The organism is Streptomyces sp. cg40 (assembly GCF_050320165.1).
Classification (GTDB): domain Bacteria; phylum Actinomycetota; class Actinomycetes; order Streptomycetales; family Streptomycetaceae; genus Streptomyces; species Streptomyces hokutonensis.
The window spans coordinates 3,189,053-3,203,643 of sequence record NZ_CP190128.1 but is presented as its reverse complement, the minus strand read 5'-3'; the positions used below and the strand labels follow the sequence as shown (position 1 = coordinate 3,203,643).

Below are 14,591 nucleotides of genomic sequence, written 5' to 3'. Positions count from 1 at the left end.
CGGTGACACGACGAACGGACTGGGCCGAGTACGCGTATCCCGGCGCCCCGCAGGGGCGCGGGGGAGGCGGCGACGGCCTGGCCTACGGTGCGGACGGCGCACCCGAGGAGCCGTACGGCACGGACGGGCCGTACGGCGACGAGCCGGGCGGTGAGTGGTCGGCCGGTGGCTTCGGCTTCGCCGGTGGGTCCGGTCCGCCGTTCGGCGGCCTGGAGTCCGGCGATGGTTCGGTGGGCAGCGGTCGGCCTTTCAGAAGCTCGGCACCCGACGGCACTTCGCCCGACGGGGGACCGACCGACGACGGCGCACCCGGCCGCGGTTCACGCCGCAGCCGCGGAGCGCGCGGCGCGGGCGGTTCATGGGAAGGCGGCTCGCGTGAGGGTGGCACACGCGGGGGTACGGCTCGTGGTGACGGCGCACGCGGGAGGCGTGGGCGCCGTGGTCGTGGCTTCGGGGAGTCGTCCGGAGAGGACGGGGGTGACTTCTCCTCGTCGAGGGCCGAGAAGGAGGAGCCGCCGGCGGACCCGGCTGAGCGGGCGCGGGGCATCTGTCTGCGCCTGCTCACCGGGAACCCGCGCACCCGCAAGCAACTCGCGGACGCCCTGCGCAAGCGGGAGATCCCGGACGAGGTGGCGGACGAGGTGCTGTCGCGGTTCGAGGAGGTCGGACTGATCAACGACGGTGCGTTCGCGGACGCCTGGGTGGAGTCCCGGCACCACGGCCGGGGACTGGCGCGACGCGCGCTCGCCCAGGAGCTGCGCACCAAGGGCGTCGACTCCACGCTGATCGACGAGGCCGTCTCCCAGCTCGACTCCGAGCAGGAAGAGGCGACGGCACGCGAACTGGTCGACCGCAAACTGCGGTCCACCCAAGGCCTCGACCGCGACAAGAGGCTACGGCGCCTCGCGGGCATGCTGGCCCGCAAGGGCTACTCCCAGGGCATGGCCCTCAGAGTGGTCCGGCAGGCGCTGGAAGAAGAGGGCGAGGACACGGAGTTCCTCGGGGACGAAGGGTACTGATCCGGGTTCTTGCCCGGGTGCCCGTCCGGTTCCGGTTCCTGTCCGGTTCCGGCTTCTCGGTGGTGCAGACGGCCTGAACACGGTGGACGCGCGGGGGCGCCGACCGCGTTCAGGCGAGCACCGGCCGAGGCTTCGGGTAGGGCTAACCCCCTGTCGAAGACGCCGGATTGCCGCAGTGCACAGACACCTGTGCACAAACGACTGTGTACGCATGGCACAGGAACCCTGCCCACCTGGCGCGGAGACGCCCACCCAGCCCACCTCGGCGACACCCGCACCGGTCGAACTCTCCGACCTCGCCACGCTGAAGGCGCTCGCACAGCCCCGCCGACAGCGCATGCTCCAGCACCTCACCCTGCACGGCCCAGCGACCTCGGCGACACTCGCCCGCGCACTGGGCCTGAACACCGGCTCCACCAGCTACCACCTGCGTGAACTCGCCCGCTACGGCTTCGTCGAGGAGATGGAACCGGAGTGGGCACCCGACCACGGCCACGGCCGCGAGCGCTGGTGGCGGGCCGTTCCCGGTGACCGTCGCTTCCCGCCGCGCAGTCGCCAGAGCGCCGAGATGCGGCACGTCATGGACGAGCTCAACCACCATGCGTACGCCGCCGATCTGGAGCTCTTCGAGCAGTTCCAGCGCGACGCCGCCGAGACCGGGCCGTGGGCGGACGCCTTCCCGTACTCACGCGGCACGATCCGGCTGACGGTGCCCGAACTCGGCGCGTTCTTCGAGGAGTACATCGCCCTCCTCAACCGCTACAAGCGCCCCGAAGCCGAGACGCCGGCCGACGCCCGCACCGTACTCACCCGATTCCTCGCCTTCCCGGCCCCTCTGGCTGAGCCCGAGCCCGAAGCCGCCCCGGCGCGCAATGGAAAAGAGACCGAGCCCTCATGATGCTGCGCTACGCCCTCCGTTCCGTCCGCGCCCGCAAGGCCGGTTTCCTCGGCGCCTTTCTCTCCCTGATGTGCGCGGCTGCCCTCATCACGGCCTGCGGCACTCTCCTCGACACCGGTCTGCGCGGCACCATCCGCACCGAGCGCTACGCGGCGAGCCCCGTCGTGGTCTCCGCCGACCAGAACGTCCACCGGACCACCGTCAAACACAAGAAGGGCAAGACCAAGGTCAAGCACAAGGCGAAACCGATCGCCGAGCGTGCCTGGCTCCCCGAGAGCCTGGAAACCACGCTCGCACGGACCCCGGGCGTCGCCCGCGTCATCCCCGAACTGACCTTCCTCGCCCAGCCGTTGACCCCCGCCGGCACCGGCGGCCGGACCGCCTACGGGCACGCCTGGGACTCCGCCGCGTTGACGCCGTACCGGCTCGTCACCGGCAGCGTTCCGCGAACCGCCACCGATCTCGTCATCGACCGCGACTTCGCCGGACGGGCCAGGCTCCGACCCGGCGACCGGCTCACCGTCCAGTCCACGCAAGCCCCGCGCGTCTACCGGATCACCGGAATCGCCGCTCCCACCACGCCCGTACGCCACCAGACGTCACTCTTCTTCTCCACAGCCGAGGCCCGCCGTCTGGCCGCGCACCCCGGGCAGGTCACCGCGTTCGGAGTGCTCCCGACCAAGGGCACAAGCGCGGACCGGCTGCGGCAGGCCGTCACGACAGCACTCCACCAGCCCACCGCGCGCCCCGGCACCGCCACCTCGCTCAGCCCCACCACCTCACTCGGCTCCACCGCTCAGGTCACCACCGGCGACGCCCGCGGCCCCGTCGAGTTCCTGGACGCCGCCACGGCAAGGACCAGGCTGGTCAGCATCGGCGGTGCGATGGGCGGTACCTCACTGCTCGTGGCGGTTCTCGTGGTGGTCGGCACCTTCGTGCTCTCCGTCCAGCAGCGGCATCGCGAACTCGCCCTGCTCCGTGCCGTGGCCGCAACCTCCGGCCAGATCCGCCGACTGCTCGGTCGCGAGGCTCTGATCGTCGGCACGGTCGCCGGCGTCGCGGGAGCTCTGCTCGGACTTCCGCTGAGCGGCTGGCTCTACGGCAGGTTCGTCGACCTGGGCGCGGTCCCCGCCACTCTCCAGCACACCACCGGTGTCGTCCCGCCGCTGGCAGCCCTCGTCGCGACCGCTCTCGGTGCCTGGACCGCCGCCCGGGTCGCCTCCCGCCGTATCTCCCGGATCCGCCCGGCCCAGGCACTCGCCGAGGCCGAAACAGGAGCAGGAGCAGGAACTGAAGCCGGGGCCGAAGCCGGGGCCAAGTCCACGCGCACCCCTCTCACCACCCGCGCCGGACTCACACGAGGCCGCTTCCTCGCCGGGCTCGTCCTCCTCGTGGGCGGTGTCGTGCTGGTCGCCGTGCTCAGCAAGCTGCGCACCGAGCCCGCCTCAACACCCGTGACCTTCCTGGCCGTTGTGGTCCTGTCCACCTCCGTCGCCCTCCTTGGGCCGCTCCTCGTCAAGGCGGCCGTCCTCGTCCTTCGTGGTCCGCTCCGGCGCAGCGGCCCGACCGGTCGGCTGGCCACCGCCAACCTCCGGGGCAACGCCGCTCGTATGGCCTCCGTCGTCACCCCTCTCACCCTGCTGATCGGCATGACCTGCACCGTCCTGTTCGTCCAGCCCACCCTCGGCGACGCCGCCCGTGCCCAGGCCCGTGAAGGTGTCCGTGCCGACTGGGTCGTCGCCTCCCAGGGGCCCGGTGTCCCGGCCGAGGCCGCACGGCAACTCCGCGCGCGGCACGACATCGTCACCGAGGTCGTCCGTACGACCGTCCGTGTGGGCCTCGACAAATACGCGGCCCAAGGCGTCACACCCGCCGGACTCACCCGCACCTGGGATCCCGACGTCACCGCCGGATCGCTCGACGGACTCACCGAGCGCACCGCGGCCGTAAGCGAACTGGCCGCGGACCAGCTGCACTTGAAGCCCGGTGGCACCCTGAAGCTCACGCTCGGCGACGGCACGCCCGCCACGCTCACCGTCGTCGCCGTCTACGCCAGGGGTCTCGGCTTCGGCGATCTCACCCTCGCGCACGATCTCGTCGCCCGGCACGTCGACAACCCGCTCGCCTCCTCCGTCCTCGTCAGCACGCCCCGTACACAGACACAACTCGCGACTACCCTCCGTGAGTTCCCGGGCGTCCGTGTTCTCGCGCCGGCCGCCGCCGACTCGCTCCAGGCGCGGCGGCAGCAGGCGGACGCCGAGGTCAACTACCTGGCCATGGGCCTTGTCCTGGCCTTCACGGCCATCGCCGTGGTCAACACGCTCGCCATGTCGGTCGCCGAGCGGGTCCGGGAGTTCGCGCTGCTGCGGCTCGCGGGGGCGACCCGCCGTCAGGTGCTGCGGATGCTGCGGATCGAGGCGCTGTCGGTGGTGCTGCTCGCCACGGCGCTCGGCAGCGGTGTCGCCCTCGCCGTCCTGACCGCGTTCAGCGTCGGGATGACCGGCCGGGCCGCACCGTCGGTCACCCCTCTCGTGTACGTCACGGTGGTGGCGGTCGGCGCGGTGCTCGCGCTCGGCGCCACGGCCCTGCCGGGACGGGCCGCGCTCCGGGTACGGGCGGTGACGGTGGCGACGGCGAGGGAGTAGCCACTGGGTGCCACTCACTGGTTCCCGGTCACCGGGGGGCGCGTTCCGCACGCTTAGTGTGCGTTCCGTGAAGGGTTCGCATGTTTGGTGCGGGAGTAGCTTCTGCTGCCGTCACTCCCCGGCCCTCCCGCCTGCTGAGCCGCAGTCAGGCCCGCCTGAGCGTCCTCAGGCCGTTCCACCGGCCGATCCTTCGCATGCCATGAAAGGCGGCCCCCTTGTTCCCGCACGTGTTCCCGCGCGCGCACCACCGAAGACCGCTGGTGGCCTCCCTGGTCGGTGTCGGCCTCCTGCTGAGTGGCTGCGGACTCGAGTCGAGTGCCGCGCCCGCCGACGACGGGCCGATCACGCTCGGGTTCGTCAACGGTGGCAGTACCGAGTTCCACACCTGTCTTCAGGAGTCGATTGCGAACACGGCCAAGAGCAACTTCGCGAGGCTCGTCACGGCCGACTCGCATCAGGACGCCGCGCAGGAACTCTCCAACATCCAGTCCATGATCGCGCGCCATGTCGACGCGATCATCGTCCAGACCGTCGACACCGATGCGCTCAAGAGCGACATCGCGAAGGCCAAGAAGGCGCACATTCCGATCTTCCTGACCTCGGTGAGTGCCGATCCGTCCGACATCCTCGGAGCCGTCGTCGTCGACCTCAAGGCGGTGGGCAAGCTCGACGCCGACTGGATCGAGGACGACGCGGCAGGCCGCCAGGTGCAGGTGGCCGTCATCGCGGGTGCGCCGGGCGCCGCCTCCGACCTGCTGGTCGGCGGATTCACCAAGGGCCTGCCGGCGAACGCGAAGGTGGTCGCGAACCAGCCCGCCATGTTCGCCGCCGCGAAGGCGAAGATCGTCGCCGCGGACATGATCAAGGCGCATCCCGGTCTGGACTACGCCTTTGTGGCCAACGAGGAGATGGCGTTCGCCGCCCGCAAGGCGTTCGACGCGGACGGCGGCAAGAAGGTCAAGATCGTGACGGTCAACGGCACCGACGAGGCTCTGGCCGCCCTCAAGGACGGCCGTTTCGCCGCCACCGTCTCCAACTCGGCCAAGGACACCGGCGAACTGGCCGTCACCAACGTCATCAGCCTTCTCCGTAAGGAGAAGGTGGAGAAGATCGCCACGACCCCGGCCCGCCTGGTCACGAAGGCCAACGCGGACACCGCCCCGCTCTACTGCCCCTCCGACGGACTGTGAGCGGAGACGGGGCCGCACTGTCACGTCGTGGACACTGTGTCTACGACGTGACAGGCAGTCCCGCCGCCTTCCAGGCCTGGAAGCCGCCGACCAGGTCCGTCGCGCGGTGCAGGCCCAGTCTGTGCAGGGACTCGGCTGCCAGGCTGGAGGCGTAGCCCTCGTTGCAGATCACCACGACGCGCAGGTCGTGGCCGGTGGCCTCGGGGACGCGGTGGCTGCCCCGGGGGTCGAGGCGCCACTCCAGTTCGTTGCGCTCGACGACCAGGGCGCCGGGGATGAGGCCGTCGCGGTCGCGCAGGGCGGCGTAGCGGATGTCGACCAGGAGGGCCGTACCGTCGCGGGCGGCGTCGTACGCCTCCCCGGCCTCGACCCGCCGATAGTCCGCGCGGACCCGCTCCAGCAACTCGTCCATACCGGGCGGCTGTTCGCGCACGGCACTCACTGCCAGTCCTCCGGGCGCTCGACCTGCTCCAGGCGCAGTACCGGGCCGGTGCGGCTGTAGCGGCGGATCTGCGGCAGCGGCGGGTAGTAGGCGTGGACGGAGATCGCGTGCTCCTGGGTGGACTCGTTGAGCACTTCGTGGACGTGGTGATGACCGAAGGCGCGGCCCTTGCCGGTCGGCAGCCGCCGCTCGCGGTCCACGCCCTCCTCCAGTTCGAGGGTCTTCCAGCCGTGGCTCGGGAGTCGCGCGGCGAGCGAGTTCTCCTTGAGTTCGCCTGCGGCGGTGAGGAAGGCGCCCACCGAGTCGGCGTGGTCGTGCCAGCCCGTGCCGCTGCCGGGCGGCCAGCCGATCAGCCAGGCCTCGCTGCCGCCGGGCCCTTCGAGCCGCACCCAGGTACGGCCCTCGGGGTCGAGGGGGAGCGAGGCGATGAGCTCGGTGTCGGCGGCCGTACGCCGTGCGAAGTCGAGCAGGTCCGCCTGCGTCGGAGCCTGGGCGGGCGCGGCGGGGGACACGGAGGCAGAGGGGGATACAGACACGTGCACCGTCCTGATGAGTGTTCGCGAGGGCGCGCACGGGCCCACAGAAAGGGCGCGCGCGAGTGAGAGAGATGCGAATTCAGCAGGAGACGTGACAGACGCAGCCCACGTAGCGGACGAGGTCCAGATGGACCTTCCGCCAGAGGTGGACAGAGGTGTCGGTCATGATCCGGAGTACAGCACGACGGTGCAGGCCGGTCAACTCAGCGTCACTATGTGGACAGTTCGGATACGGAGGCCTCAGCGCGAGCCGGCCGTGGCCTCCGTCTTCGCCGGACCGCCCAGGGTCGCCTCGGCCGCCGCGTACAGATCGGCCGGCCGCACCCCGCTCAGCGCGGTCACCAGGTGCCCGTCGGGCCGCACGAGCAGGACCGTGTGGGCGGCGGCGCCCGGGTAGCTCTCGGCGACCAGCAGCTCGGCAGGGTGCGGCAGCGCCGTCACTGCCGCTGCCAGGCGTGGCATGACCCCGGCGGTCACCCAGTGCTTGCGCTCCCACACGCCCGTACCCGGTGCGACCAGTACGACGAGCAGTGCACCGCGCCCGAGGCGGTCCCGCAGCCGTACGAAGGAGCCGTCCTCCGCGGTGACCCGGACATCGGTGACCGGAGCGCCGGGCGGAGTGTCGACGTCGACCTCGCCCTCGATGTGCCGGGGCGTGAGCGGTGAGTCGGCGTACGCCCCCGGCGCACCGAGCGGGCCGCGCCCCAAGTGACCGTCCGTGAGCAGCGAGTCGTGGCCGCGGGCCGAGCCGGGCACGACCGCGCGCAGTCCCGCACCGCCGCGCACCAACGGCAGCGCCTGGTCGGCGGCGCGCAGCCGGGCCGCGACGACCGCCCGCCGCTCCGCCTGATAGCTGTCGAGCAGCGCCTCGTGCGGCCCGTGGTGCCAGGCCGTCGCCAGCTTCCAGGCGAGGTTGTCGGCGTCCCGCAGCCCCTCGTCCAGCCCTTGCGTGCCCAGCGCCCCCAGCAGATGCGCCGCGTCCCCGGCGAGAAACACCCGCCCCACCCGCCACCTGCGCGCAAGCCGGTGGTGCACGGTGTGCACACCGGTGTCGAGCAGTTCGTACGGCGGTGTCGGCCCCTCGGTCCAGCCCGCGAGGGTCTCCCGGATACGGGTGAGCAGCAGCTCGGGCGTGACCAGGTCCTTGCCCGGCGGCAGCAGCCAGTCCAGGCGCCACACACCGTCCGGAAGGGGGCGTCCGGTGACCTCCCCGGCCGAGGGTCCGGACGTCCGCCACGGCGGCACCCGGTGCAACAACGCCTGGTCGGGCCACGGAAGTTCCGTGCGCAGCGCGGCCACGGCGTGTCGCTCCACCGCCGTACGGCCGGGGAAGCGGATGTCCAGGAGCTTGCGCACGGTGGAGCGCGGGCCGTCGCAGCCGACCAGGTAACTACCGCGCCACCAGGTGCCCTTGGGGCCGCGGGTGTGGGCGGTGACGCCCGAGGGCTCCTGTTCGACCGCGTCGAGGCGGTTGTCCACCGTGAGTTTCACCAGCCGCTCGCCCGCGAGGGCCTGGCGCAGGGCGCCGGTCAGTACGTGCTGGGCGATGTGCAGGGGGGCGGGCTCGGTGTCGTCGAACGTGATCTCGCGCATCACCTGCTTGCGCCGCATCGACCGCCATCCGGCCCAGTGCGCACCCGCCTTGGCGAGCGGAACACCGGTCAGCCGCTCCAGCAGCGCCGCGGTGTCCTCGCGCAGGACGACGGTCCGCGCGGGGCGCGGTTCGTCCTTGCCCGGGCCCTCGTCGAGGACGACGGAGGGCACTTCCTGCCGCGCCAGCGCCAGGGCGAGCGTGAGCCCCACGGGCCCCGCGCCGACGATGATCACCGGGTCCACGGTGCGGCGCCCCCTGCCCGTGACGGTGTCCTCAGGGACGCATGTGAACAGGAAGTTGGAGCAGGGTGCACGATCACAGAACGTATGCAACCCATTGCCGGTGCTTGCGTCAAGTGACGGAGGCAGTGGCGATCACGCCACTGCCTCCGTGTCGTTCATGACATGTGACCGATCATCAGATCGTGCCGCCCGCGCCGGTCCCGAAGCCGCCCGTCACCTGCGCGGGGTTGAGCCCGGTGGCGTCTTCGAGGGCGACAGTCGCACCCGTGCTCTTCTTGCTGCGCCGCAGCCTGCGCTCCAGCCAGCTCGCGAAGGTGGTGAGAGCGAGGTTCAGCAGGATGTAGATGATCCCGACGACGATGAAACTGGCCACCACATTGGCGTAGTTGGCCGCCAGCGTACTGCGCGCGTTGAGCAGCTCGGTGAAGCCCAGCATCACCCCGCCCAGCGCGGTGTCCTTCACGATGACCACGAGCTGGCTGACGATGGCCGGCAGCATGGCGGTGACGGACTGCGGGAGCAGGATGCTCGTCATCGTCTGGCCCTTGCGCAGACCGATCGCGTACGCGGCCTCCGTCTGCCCCTTGGGAAGGGACAGGATGCCCGCCCGGACGATCTCGGCGAGCACCGATGCGTTGTAGAGCACCAGTCCGGTGACGACGGCGTAGAGGGGCCGGTCCTCGCTGCCCACATTCGTGGAGCGGACGTAGAACTCGTTCGCGAACAGCATCAGCAGCAGGACCGGGATCGAGCGGAAGAACTCGACCACCACTCCGGCCGGGACGCGTATCCACCTGTGGTCGGACATCCGGGCGATCCCGAAGAACGCGCCCAGGGGAAGGGCGATCACCATGGCGAGTCCGGCGGCCTTCAGGGTGTCGGAGAGGCCCGGCAGCAGATACGTCGTCCAGGCGTCCGAGGTGGTGAACGGCTGCCACAGGGACCACTTCAGCTGGCCCTTGTCGTCCATCGTCCGCCAGATCCACCACAGGAACGCGGCGAGCAGGACGACGAAGACGACGGTCAGGAGCACGTTGCGCCGCTTGGCGCGAGGGCCGGGCGCGTCGTAGAGGACGGAGGTCATCGCTTCACCGCCATTCGCTTGCCCAGCCAGCCGAGGAAGAGGCCGGTGGGCAGGGTCAGTACCACGAAGCCGAACGCGAAGACCGCGCCGACGGCGACCGTCTGGGCCTCGTTCTCGATCATCGACTTCATCAGGCTGGCCGCCTCGGCGACGCCGATCGCGGCGGCCACCGTGGTGTTCTTGGTCAGCGCGATCAGAACGTTGGCCAGCGGTGCGATGACCGCGCGGAACGCCTGCGGAAGGATGACGATCCGCAGCACCTGACTGAAGCTCAGCCCGATGGCGCGGGCCGCCTCGGCCTGTCCGACGGGCACGGTGTTGATGCCGGAGCGCACCGCCTCGCAGACGAAGGCCGCGTGGTAGGCGACGAGACCCAGCAGGGCGAGTCGGAAACCCTGCACCTTGAAGTCGTCGGACGCACCCATCGTCACGCCGAAGATGTCGGCGAGGCCGAGCGAGGTGAAGACGATGATGACCGTCAGGGGGATGTTCCGGACGGTGTTGACGTAGAAGGTGGCGAAGCCACGCATCAGGGGGACGGGGCTGACCCGCATTCCGGCCAGCAGAGTGCCCCAGACCAGGGAGCCGAGGGCGGAGATGACGGTGAGTTTCACCGTCATCCAGAACGCCCCTAGGACGTCATAACCTTGAAGAAAGTCGAACACGATCTCCCGCGCTTCCGGGTATGGGGCCTGCCTTACGGGCGATTTCCAGGGTTACTTGACGATGACGCCGATCTTCGGGGCGGGCTCGTTCTTGTACCCGGCCGGGCCGAAGTTCTTGGTGACCGCCGTCTGCCAGGCGCCGCTGCTGACCATCTTCTCCAGCGCGGTGTTGATCTTGGTGACGGTCGCGGAGTCGCCCTTCTTGACACCGATGCCGTAGTTCTCGTTGCTGAGCTTGAGGCCGGCGAGCTTGAACTGACCCTTGTACTTGTCCTGCGAGGCGAAGCCCGCGAGGATCGAGTCGTCGGTGGTCACCGCGTCCACGGCGCCGCTCTGCAGGCCCGCGATGCACTCCGAGTAGCCGCTGTACTCACGGAGGTTGGCCTTCGGGGCGATCGTGTCGTGGATGTTCTGCGCCGAGGTCGAGCCGGTCACGGAACACAGCTTCTTGCCGTTGAGGTCCGTGCCCTTGGCGATCGTCGAGTCCTTCTTGACCAGCAGGTCCTGGTGGGCCAGCAGGTAGGGGCCGGCGAAGTCGACCTTCTGCTTGCGCTCGTCGTTGATGGAGTACGAGGCCGCGATGAACTTGACGTCACCGCGCGCCAGGGCGTTCTCGCGGTCGGCGCTCTTGGTCTCGACCCACTCGATCTGGGCGGGCTTGTAGCCGAGCTGCCCGGCCACATAGGTCGCCACGTCCACGTCGAAGCCGGCGAAGCTCCCGTCCGGCTGCTTCAGGCCGATGCCCGGCTGATCGAACTTGATGCCGACCTTGATCTTGCCGCCGCCGCTGGAATCCGAACCGGAGTCGTTCTTGTCGCTGCTCCCGCAGGCCGTCGCGGCGAGCGAGAGGACCAGCGCGGTGGCTGCGACGGCGGTGACCTTGCGAAGCTTCATGATGAACGTCCTTTGGCTGGTGGTGACATGAGGGCCCGTCAGGGCGCGTGGCGGTGGCTCTGAGGGCGTGCGGGATCACCGGCGGCAGTCGGCAGCCACCCGTCGTCGACGGGTCGTCAGCGGCCGGCTGTCGCCGTTCTGCGGTGTTCTGGGGTTCTGTCGCTGTTCTTCGGGGCTCTTGGGCGTTCCGGGGTGGTCGTCAGTGGTGCAGGATCTTCGACAGGAAGTCCTTGGCCCGGTCGCTTCGCGGGTTGCTGAAGAACTGGTCGGGCACGGCCTCTTCGACGATGCGGCCGTCGGCCATGAACACCACGCGGTTGGCCGCCGAGCGCGCGAAGCCCATCTCATGGGTGACGACGATCATCGTCATCCCGTCCCGGGCCAGCTGCTGCATGACCTCGAGGACCTCGTTGATCATCTCCGGGTCGAGCGCCGAGGTGGGCTCGTCGAAGAGCATCACCTTGGGGTCCATGGCCAGTGCCCGCGCGATGGCGACACGCTGTTGCTGGCCGCCGGACAGCTGCGCCGGGTACTTGTCCGCCTGGGTGGCCACGCCGACCCGGTCGAGCAGGGCCCGGGCCTTCTCCTCGGCCTGCTTCTTGTCGGCCCCGCGGACCTTGACCTGGCCCAGCATCACGTTCTCGAGCACCGTCTTGTGCGCGAAGAGGTTGAAGGACTGGAAGACCATCCCGACGTCGGCACGCAGCCGGGCCAGTTCCCTGCCCTCCTGGGGCAAGGGCTTGCCGTCGATCGCGATGGCACCCGAATCGATCGTCTCCAGGCGGTTGATGGTGCGGCACAGCGTGGACTTTCCGGACCCGGAGGGGCCGATCACCACGACGACCTCACCGCGGGCGATCGACAGATCGATGTCCTGGAGTACGTGCAACGCGCCGAAGTGCTTGTTGACGCTCTTCAGGACGACCAGTTCGCCCGCCGGGACCGCGTCTTCCTTGGCCACCGATACCTTGGTCATCGCTTGCTGGCTCCGTCCTCGTCGGTTGCGGAGGACAGTAGTGAGGCCTTACGACCAGCGTCATCACATCTGAGCGAGATCTGAGCATCACGATCGGATAGCAATCGGACACGTGTTGTAGCACTTGCCGTAAGGCCGCGTACCGGCTGCGTAACGGAAACCGTCCGCAACCGGAACCCCCTTGACGGCGTCTTCGTCCATCAGCGTGACTGCCTGGGTGCACGCGCGCGTGAGACGTGCTTTCGTACAGGCCGAGACCATACGAACGATGAACCGGAGGGGGCCGGGATGAGACTGCTCCTCGTCGAGGACGACAACCATGTCGCCGCCGCTCTGTCCGCGGTCCTGGCGCGGCACGGCTTCGACGTCACCCATGCCCGCAGCGGCGAGGAGGCCCTTCAGGCCCTCGTCCCCGAGGGCGACGTCTTCGGAGTCGTCCTCCTCGACCTCGGCCTGCCCGACCAGGACGGCTACGAGGTCTGCGGCAAGATCCGCAAGCGCACCAGCACCCCGGTGATCATGGTGACCGCGCGGTCCGACGTCCGCTCCCGCATCCACGGCCTCAACCTCGGAGCCGACGACTACGTGGTGAAGCCCTACGACACCGGGGAGCTGCTGGCCCGCATCCACGCCGTCAGCCGGCGCAGTGTCCACGAGGACGCGACCGCGGGCGGCGACACCGCGCTGCGGCTCGGCCCGGTGCGCATCGAACTGCCCACCCGCCAGGTCAGCGTGGACGGTTCGGTCGTCCAGCTGACCCGCAAGGAGTTCGACCTGCTGGCCCTGCTGGCGCAGCGTCCCGGGGTGGTCTTCCGGCGGGAGCAGATCATCAGCGAGGTGTGGCGCACCAGTTGGGAGGGCACGGGACGCACCCTGGAGGTGCATGTCGCGTCCCTGCGCGCCAAACTGCGGATGCCCGCGCTGATCGAGACCGTACGAGGCGTCGGCTACCGGCTCGTCGCCCCGGCCACGTAGCGGGCACGGGTGCGCACACGTCTTCTCCCGCTGCTCATCGTCCTGATGGCGGCCGTTCTGCTCGCCCTGGGCGTCCCGCTCGCCATCAGCGTCGCCGCTGCCCAGCAGCAGAAGGTGATCGTCGACCGTATCGACGACACCGCGCGGTTCGCGGCGCTCGCCCAGTTCGTCACCGACGCGCCCACGGGCAGCCGCCCCGCCGACATGGTCCCGGACGAACGCCAGCAGACCCTGGACCGCGAACTCGCCAGCTACTACGAGGTCTACGGCATCCGCGCGGGCGTCTTCTACCGCACCGACACCTCCATGGCGAACGCGCCAGACGACTTCCTGCTCCCCAAGACCGGCGAGGTCCGCGACGCCTTCGACGAGGCCCTGCTCAGCCGCCGCAGCCACGACCCGGAACAGGTCTGGCCCTGGCAGCGCCACCGCCTGGTCGTCGCCTCGCCGGTCATCCGCGACGGCGACGTCATAGCGGTCGTGGTCACCGACTCGCCCACCGGGCCGATGCGTTCACGGACCCTGCGCGGCTGGCTGACGATCGGCGCGGGCGAGATCGGCGCCATGCTGCTGGCCGTCGGCGCGGCCCTGCGGCTGACCGGCTGGGTCCTGCGGCCCGTACGCGTACTCGACGCCACCACCCACGACATCGCCACCGGACGCCTCAAGTCACGGGTCGCAGCGGCCGGCGGACCGCCGGAACTCCAGCGCCTGGCCCGATCGTTCAACGAGATGGCGGACAACGTCGAGGACGTGCTGGAGCAGCAGCGCGCCTTCGTCGCCGACGCCTCGCACCAGCTGCGCAACCCGCTCTCGGCGCTGCTGCTGCGCATCGAATTGCTCGCGCTCGAACTGCCGGAGGACAACGACGAGATCGCCTCGGTCCGCACCGAGGGCAAACGCCTGACCCAGGTCCTGGACGACCTGCTCGACCTGGCCCTGGCCGAGCACGCGGAAGCGGACCTCAGGATCACCGACATCGGCGCGCTGACCGCCGAGCGCGTCGCCGCCTGGTCACCGACCGCAGAGGCCAAGGGCGTGCGCCTGGTGGGCAGTTGTCCGCCGACCACCGCCTGGGCCGACCCGGTCACGCTGTCCAGCGCCCTGGACGCGGTGATCGACAACGCGGTGAAGTTCACGCCCGAGGACCAGTGCGTCGAGGTGACGGTCGCGTCGAACGGCGAGACCTCCACGGTCGTCGTCACGGACCAGGGCCCGGGCCTCACCGAGGAGGAACTCGCCCGCGTCGGCGACCGCTTCTGGCGCAGCGGCAGGCACCAGAACATCAAGGGCTCCGGCCTCGGCCTGTCCATCTCCCAGGTCCTGCTGGCCGCGGGCGGCGGCTCACTGGCGTACGACCATCACGAGCCGCACGGCCTCAAGGTGACCGTGTCGGTGCCCAGGAGCGGGCCTACGGCCTGAACGGGCGCC

At 70.2% G+C, this 14,591-nt stretch carries 13 protein-coding genes; 6 read left to right on the top strand and 7 right to left on the bottom strand.

The annotated features are described in order from the left end of the window. The first annotated feature begins 2 nt into the window (after positions 1-2). The 4 genes from recX to ACQHII_RS13880 all read left to right on the top strand — a co-directional run bounded on the left by recX (position 3) and on the right by ACQHII_RS13880 (position 5,752). Positions 3-1,019, top strand: a complete 1,017-nt coding sequence (gene recX, locus ACQHII_RS13895; RefSeq protein ID WP_427919610.1) for a recombination regulator RecX — start codon at positions 3-5, stop codon at positions 1,017-1,019. A gap of 211 nt (positions 1,020-1,230) precedes the next feature. Next, complete coding sequence (locus tag ACQHII_RS13890) at positions 1,231-1,917, top strand: ArsR/SmtB family transcription factor (protein WP_427919609.1); 687 nt, start codon at positions 1,231-1,233, stop codon at positions 1,915-1,917. Next, a complete protein-coding gene (locus tag ACQHII_RS13885; RefSeq protein WP_427919608.1) occupies positions 1,914-4,562 on the top strand; it encodes an FtsX-like permease family protein in 2,649 nt (882 codons plus the stop codon). The genes ACQHII_RS13890 and ACQHII_RS13885 overlap by 4 nt, the downstream gene beginning before the upstream one ends. Positions 4,563-4,822: 260 nt before the next feature. After that, a complete protein-coding gene (locus tag ACQHII_RS13880) occupies positions 4,823-5,752 on the top strand; it encodes a sugar ABC transporter substrate-binding protein (protein ID WP_427925304.1) in 930 nt (309 codons plus the stop codon). Between the two features lie 40 nt (positions 5,753-5,792). Here ACQHII_RS13880 and ACQHII_RS13875 read toward each other — a convergent pair whose 3' ends face one another. From ACQHII_RS13875 to ACQHII_RS13845, 7 genes are all read right to left on the bottom strand, one after another. After that, positions 5,793-6,164, bottom strand: coding sequence for a rhodanese-like domain-containing protein (locus ACQHII_RS13875; protein ID WP_427925303.1), 372 nt, complete (start codon positions 6,162-6,164; stop codon positions 5,793-5,795). Positions 6,165-6,190: 26 nt separating this feature from the next. Continuing rightward, entirely contained in the window at positions 6,191-6,730 is a 540-nt protein-coding gene (locus tag ACQHII_RS13870; RefSeq protein ID WP_427919607.1) for a cysteine dioxygenase, read from the bottom strand. Positions 6,731-6,970: 240 nt separating this feature from the next. Further along, positions 6,971-8,566 (bottom strand): FAD-dependent monooxygenase, encoded by a 1,596-nt coding sequence (locus ACQHII_RS13865; protein WP_427919606.1) that lies wholly within the window; start codon positions 8,564-8,566, stop codon positions 6,971-6,973. A 175-nt stretch (positions 8,567-8,741) separates the two neighbouring features. Beyond that, positions 8,742-9,650: an amino acid ABC transporter permease gene (locus ACQHII_RS13860; protein WP_427919605.1), complete on the bottom strand. Its 909-nt coding sequence runs from the start codon at positions 9,648-9,650 to the stop codon at positions 8,742-8,744. Beyond that, on the bottom strand, positions 9,647-10,315 hold the full coding sequence (locus tag ACQHII_RS13855) for an amino acid ABC transporter permease (protein ID WP_427919604.1): 669 nt from the start codon (positions 10,313-10,315) through the stop codon (positions 9,647-9,649). The genes ACQHII_RS13860 and ACQHII_RS13855 overlap by 4 nt, the downstream gene beginning before the upstream one ends. 51 nt (positions 10,316-10,366) lie before the next feature. Then, on the bottom strand, positions 10,367-11,209 hold the full coding sequence (locus tag ACQHII_RS13850; protein WP_427919603.1) for a glutamate ABC transporter substrate-binding protein: 843 nt from the start codon (positions 11,207-11,209) through the stop codon (positions 10,367-10,369). Positions 11,210-11,408: 199 nt separating this feature from the next. Further along, positions 11,409-12,185 carry an amino acid ABC transporter ATP-binding protein gene (locus ACQHII_RS13845; protein WP_427919602.1) on the bottom strand — a complete coding sequence of 259 codons (777 nt, stop codon included), beginning with the start codon at positions 12,183-12,185 and terminating at the stop codon, positions 11,409-11,411. A gap of 288 nt (positions 12,186-12,473) precedes the next feature. Here ACQHII_RS13845 and ACQHII_RS13840 point away from each other — a divergent pair, with 288 nt between their 5' ends. Both ACQHII_RS13840 and ACQHII_RS13835 read left to right on the top strand, forming a co-directional pair. Continuing rightward, on the top strand, positions 12,474-13,160 hold the full coding sequence (locus ACQHII_RS13840) for a response regulator transcription factor (RefSeq protein ID WP_427919601.1): 687 nt from the start codon (positions 12,474-12,476) through the stop codon (positions 13,158-13,160). A gap of 9 nt (positions 13,161-13,169) precedes the next feature. After that, positions 13,170-14,582, top strand: coding sequence for an ATP-binding protein (locus ACQHII_RS13835; RefSeq protein ID WP_427919600.1), 1,413 nt, complete (start codon positions 13,170-13,172; stop codon positions 14,580-14,582). The last annotated feature ends 9 nt before the right edge of the window (positions 14,583-14,591 follow it).

Bases quoted from the DNA above. Each gene is read 5' to 3' on its own strand.
- ACQHII_RS13850 (WP_427919603.1), bottom strand. From the start codon at position 11,209: ATGAAGCTTCGCAAGGTCACCGCCGTCGCAGCCACCGCGCTGGTCCTC.
- ACQHII_RS13860 (WP_427919605.1), bottom strand. From the start codon at position 9,650: ATGACCTCCGTCCTCTACGACGCGCCCGGCCCTCGCGCCAAGCGGCGC.
- ACQHII_RS13875 (WP_427925303.1), bottom strand. From the start codon at position 6,164: ATGGACGAGTTGCTGGAGCGGGTCCGCGCGGACTATCGGCGGGTCGAG.
- ACQHII_RS13845 (WP_427919602.1), bottom strand. From the start codon at position 12,185: ATGACCAAGGTATCGGTGGCCAAGGAAGACGCGGTCCCGGCGGGCGAA.
- ACQHII_RS13890 (WP_427919609.1), top strand. From the start codon at position 1,231: ATGGCACAGGAACCCTGCCCACCTGGCGCGGAGACGCCCACCCAGCCC.
- ACQHII_RS13840 (WP_427919601.1), top strand. From the start codon at position 12,474: ATGAGACTGCTCCTCGTCGAGGACGACAACCATGTCGCCGCCGCTCTG.
- ACQHII_RS13885 (WP_427919608.1), top strand. From the start codon at position 1,914: ATGATGCTGCGCTACGCCCTCCGTTCCGTCCGCGCCCGCAAGGCCGGT.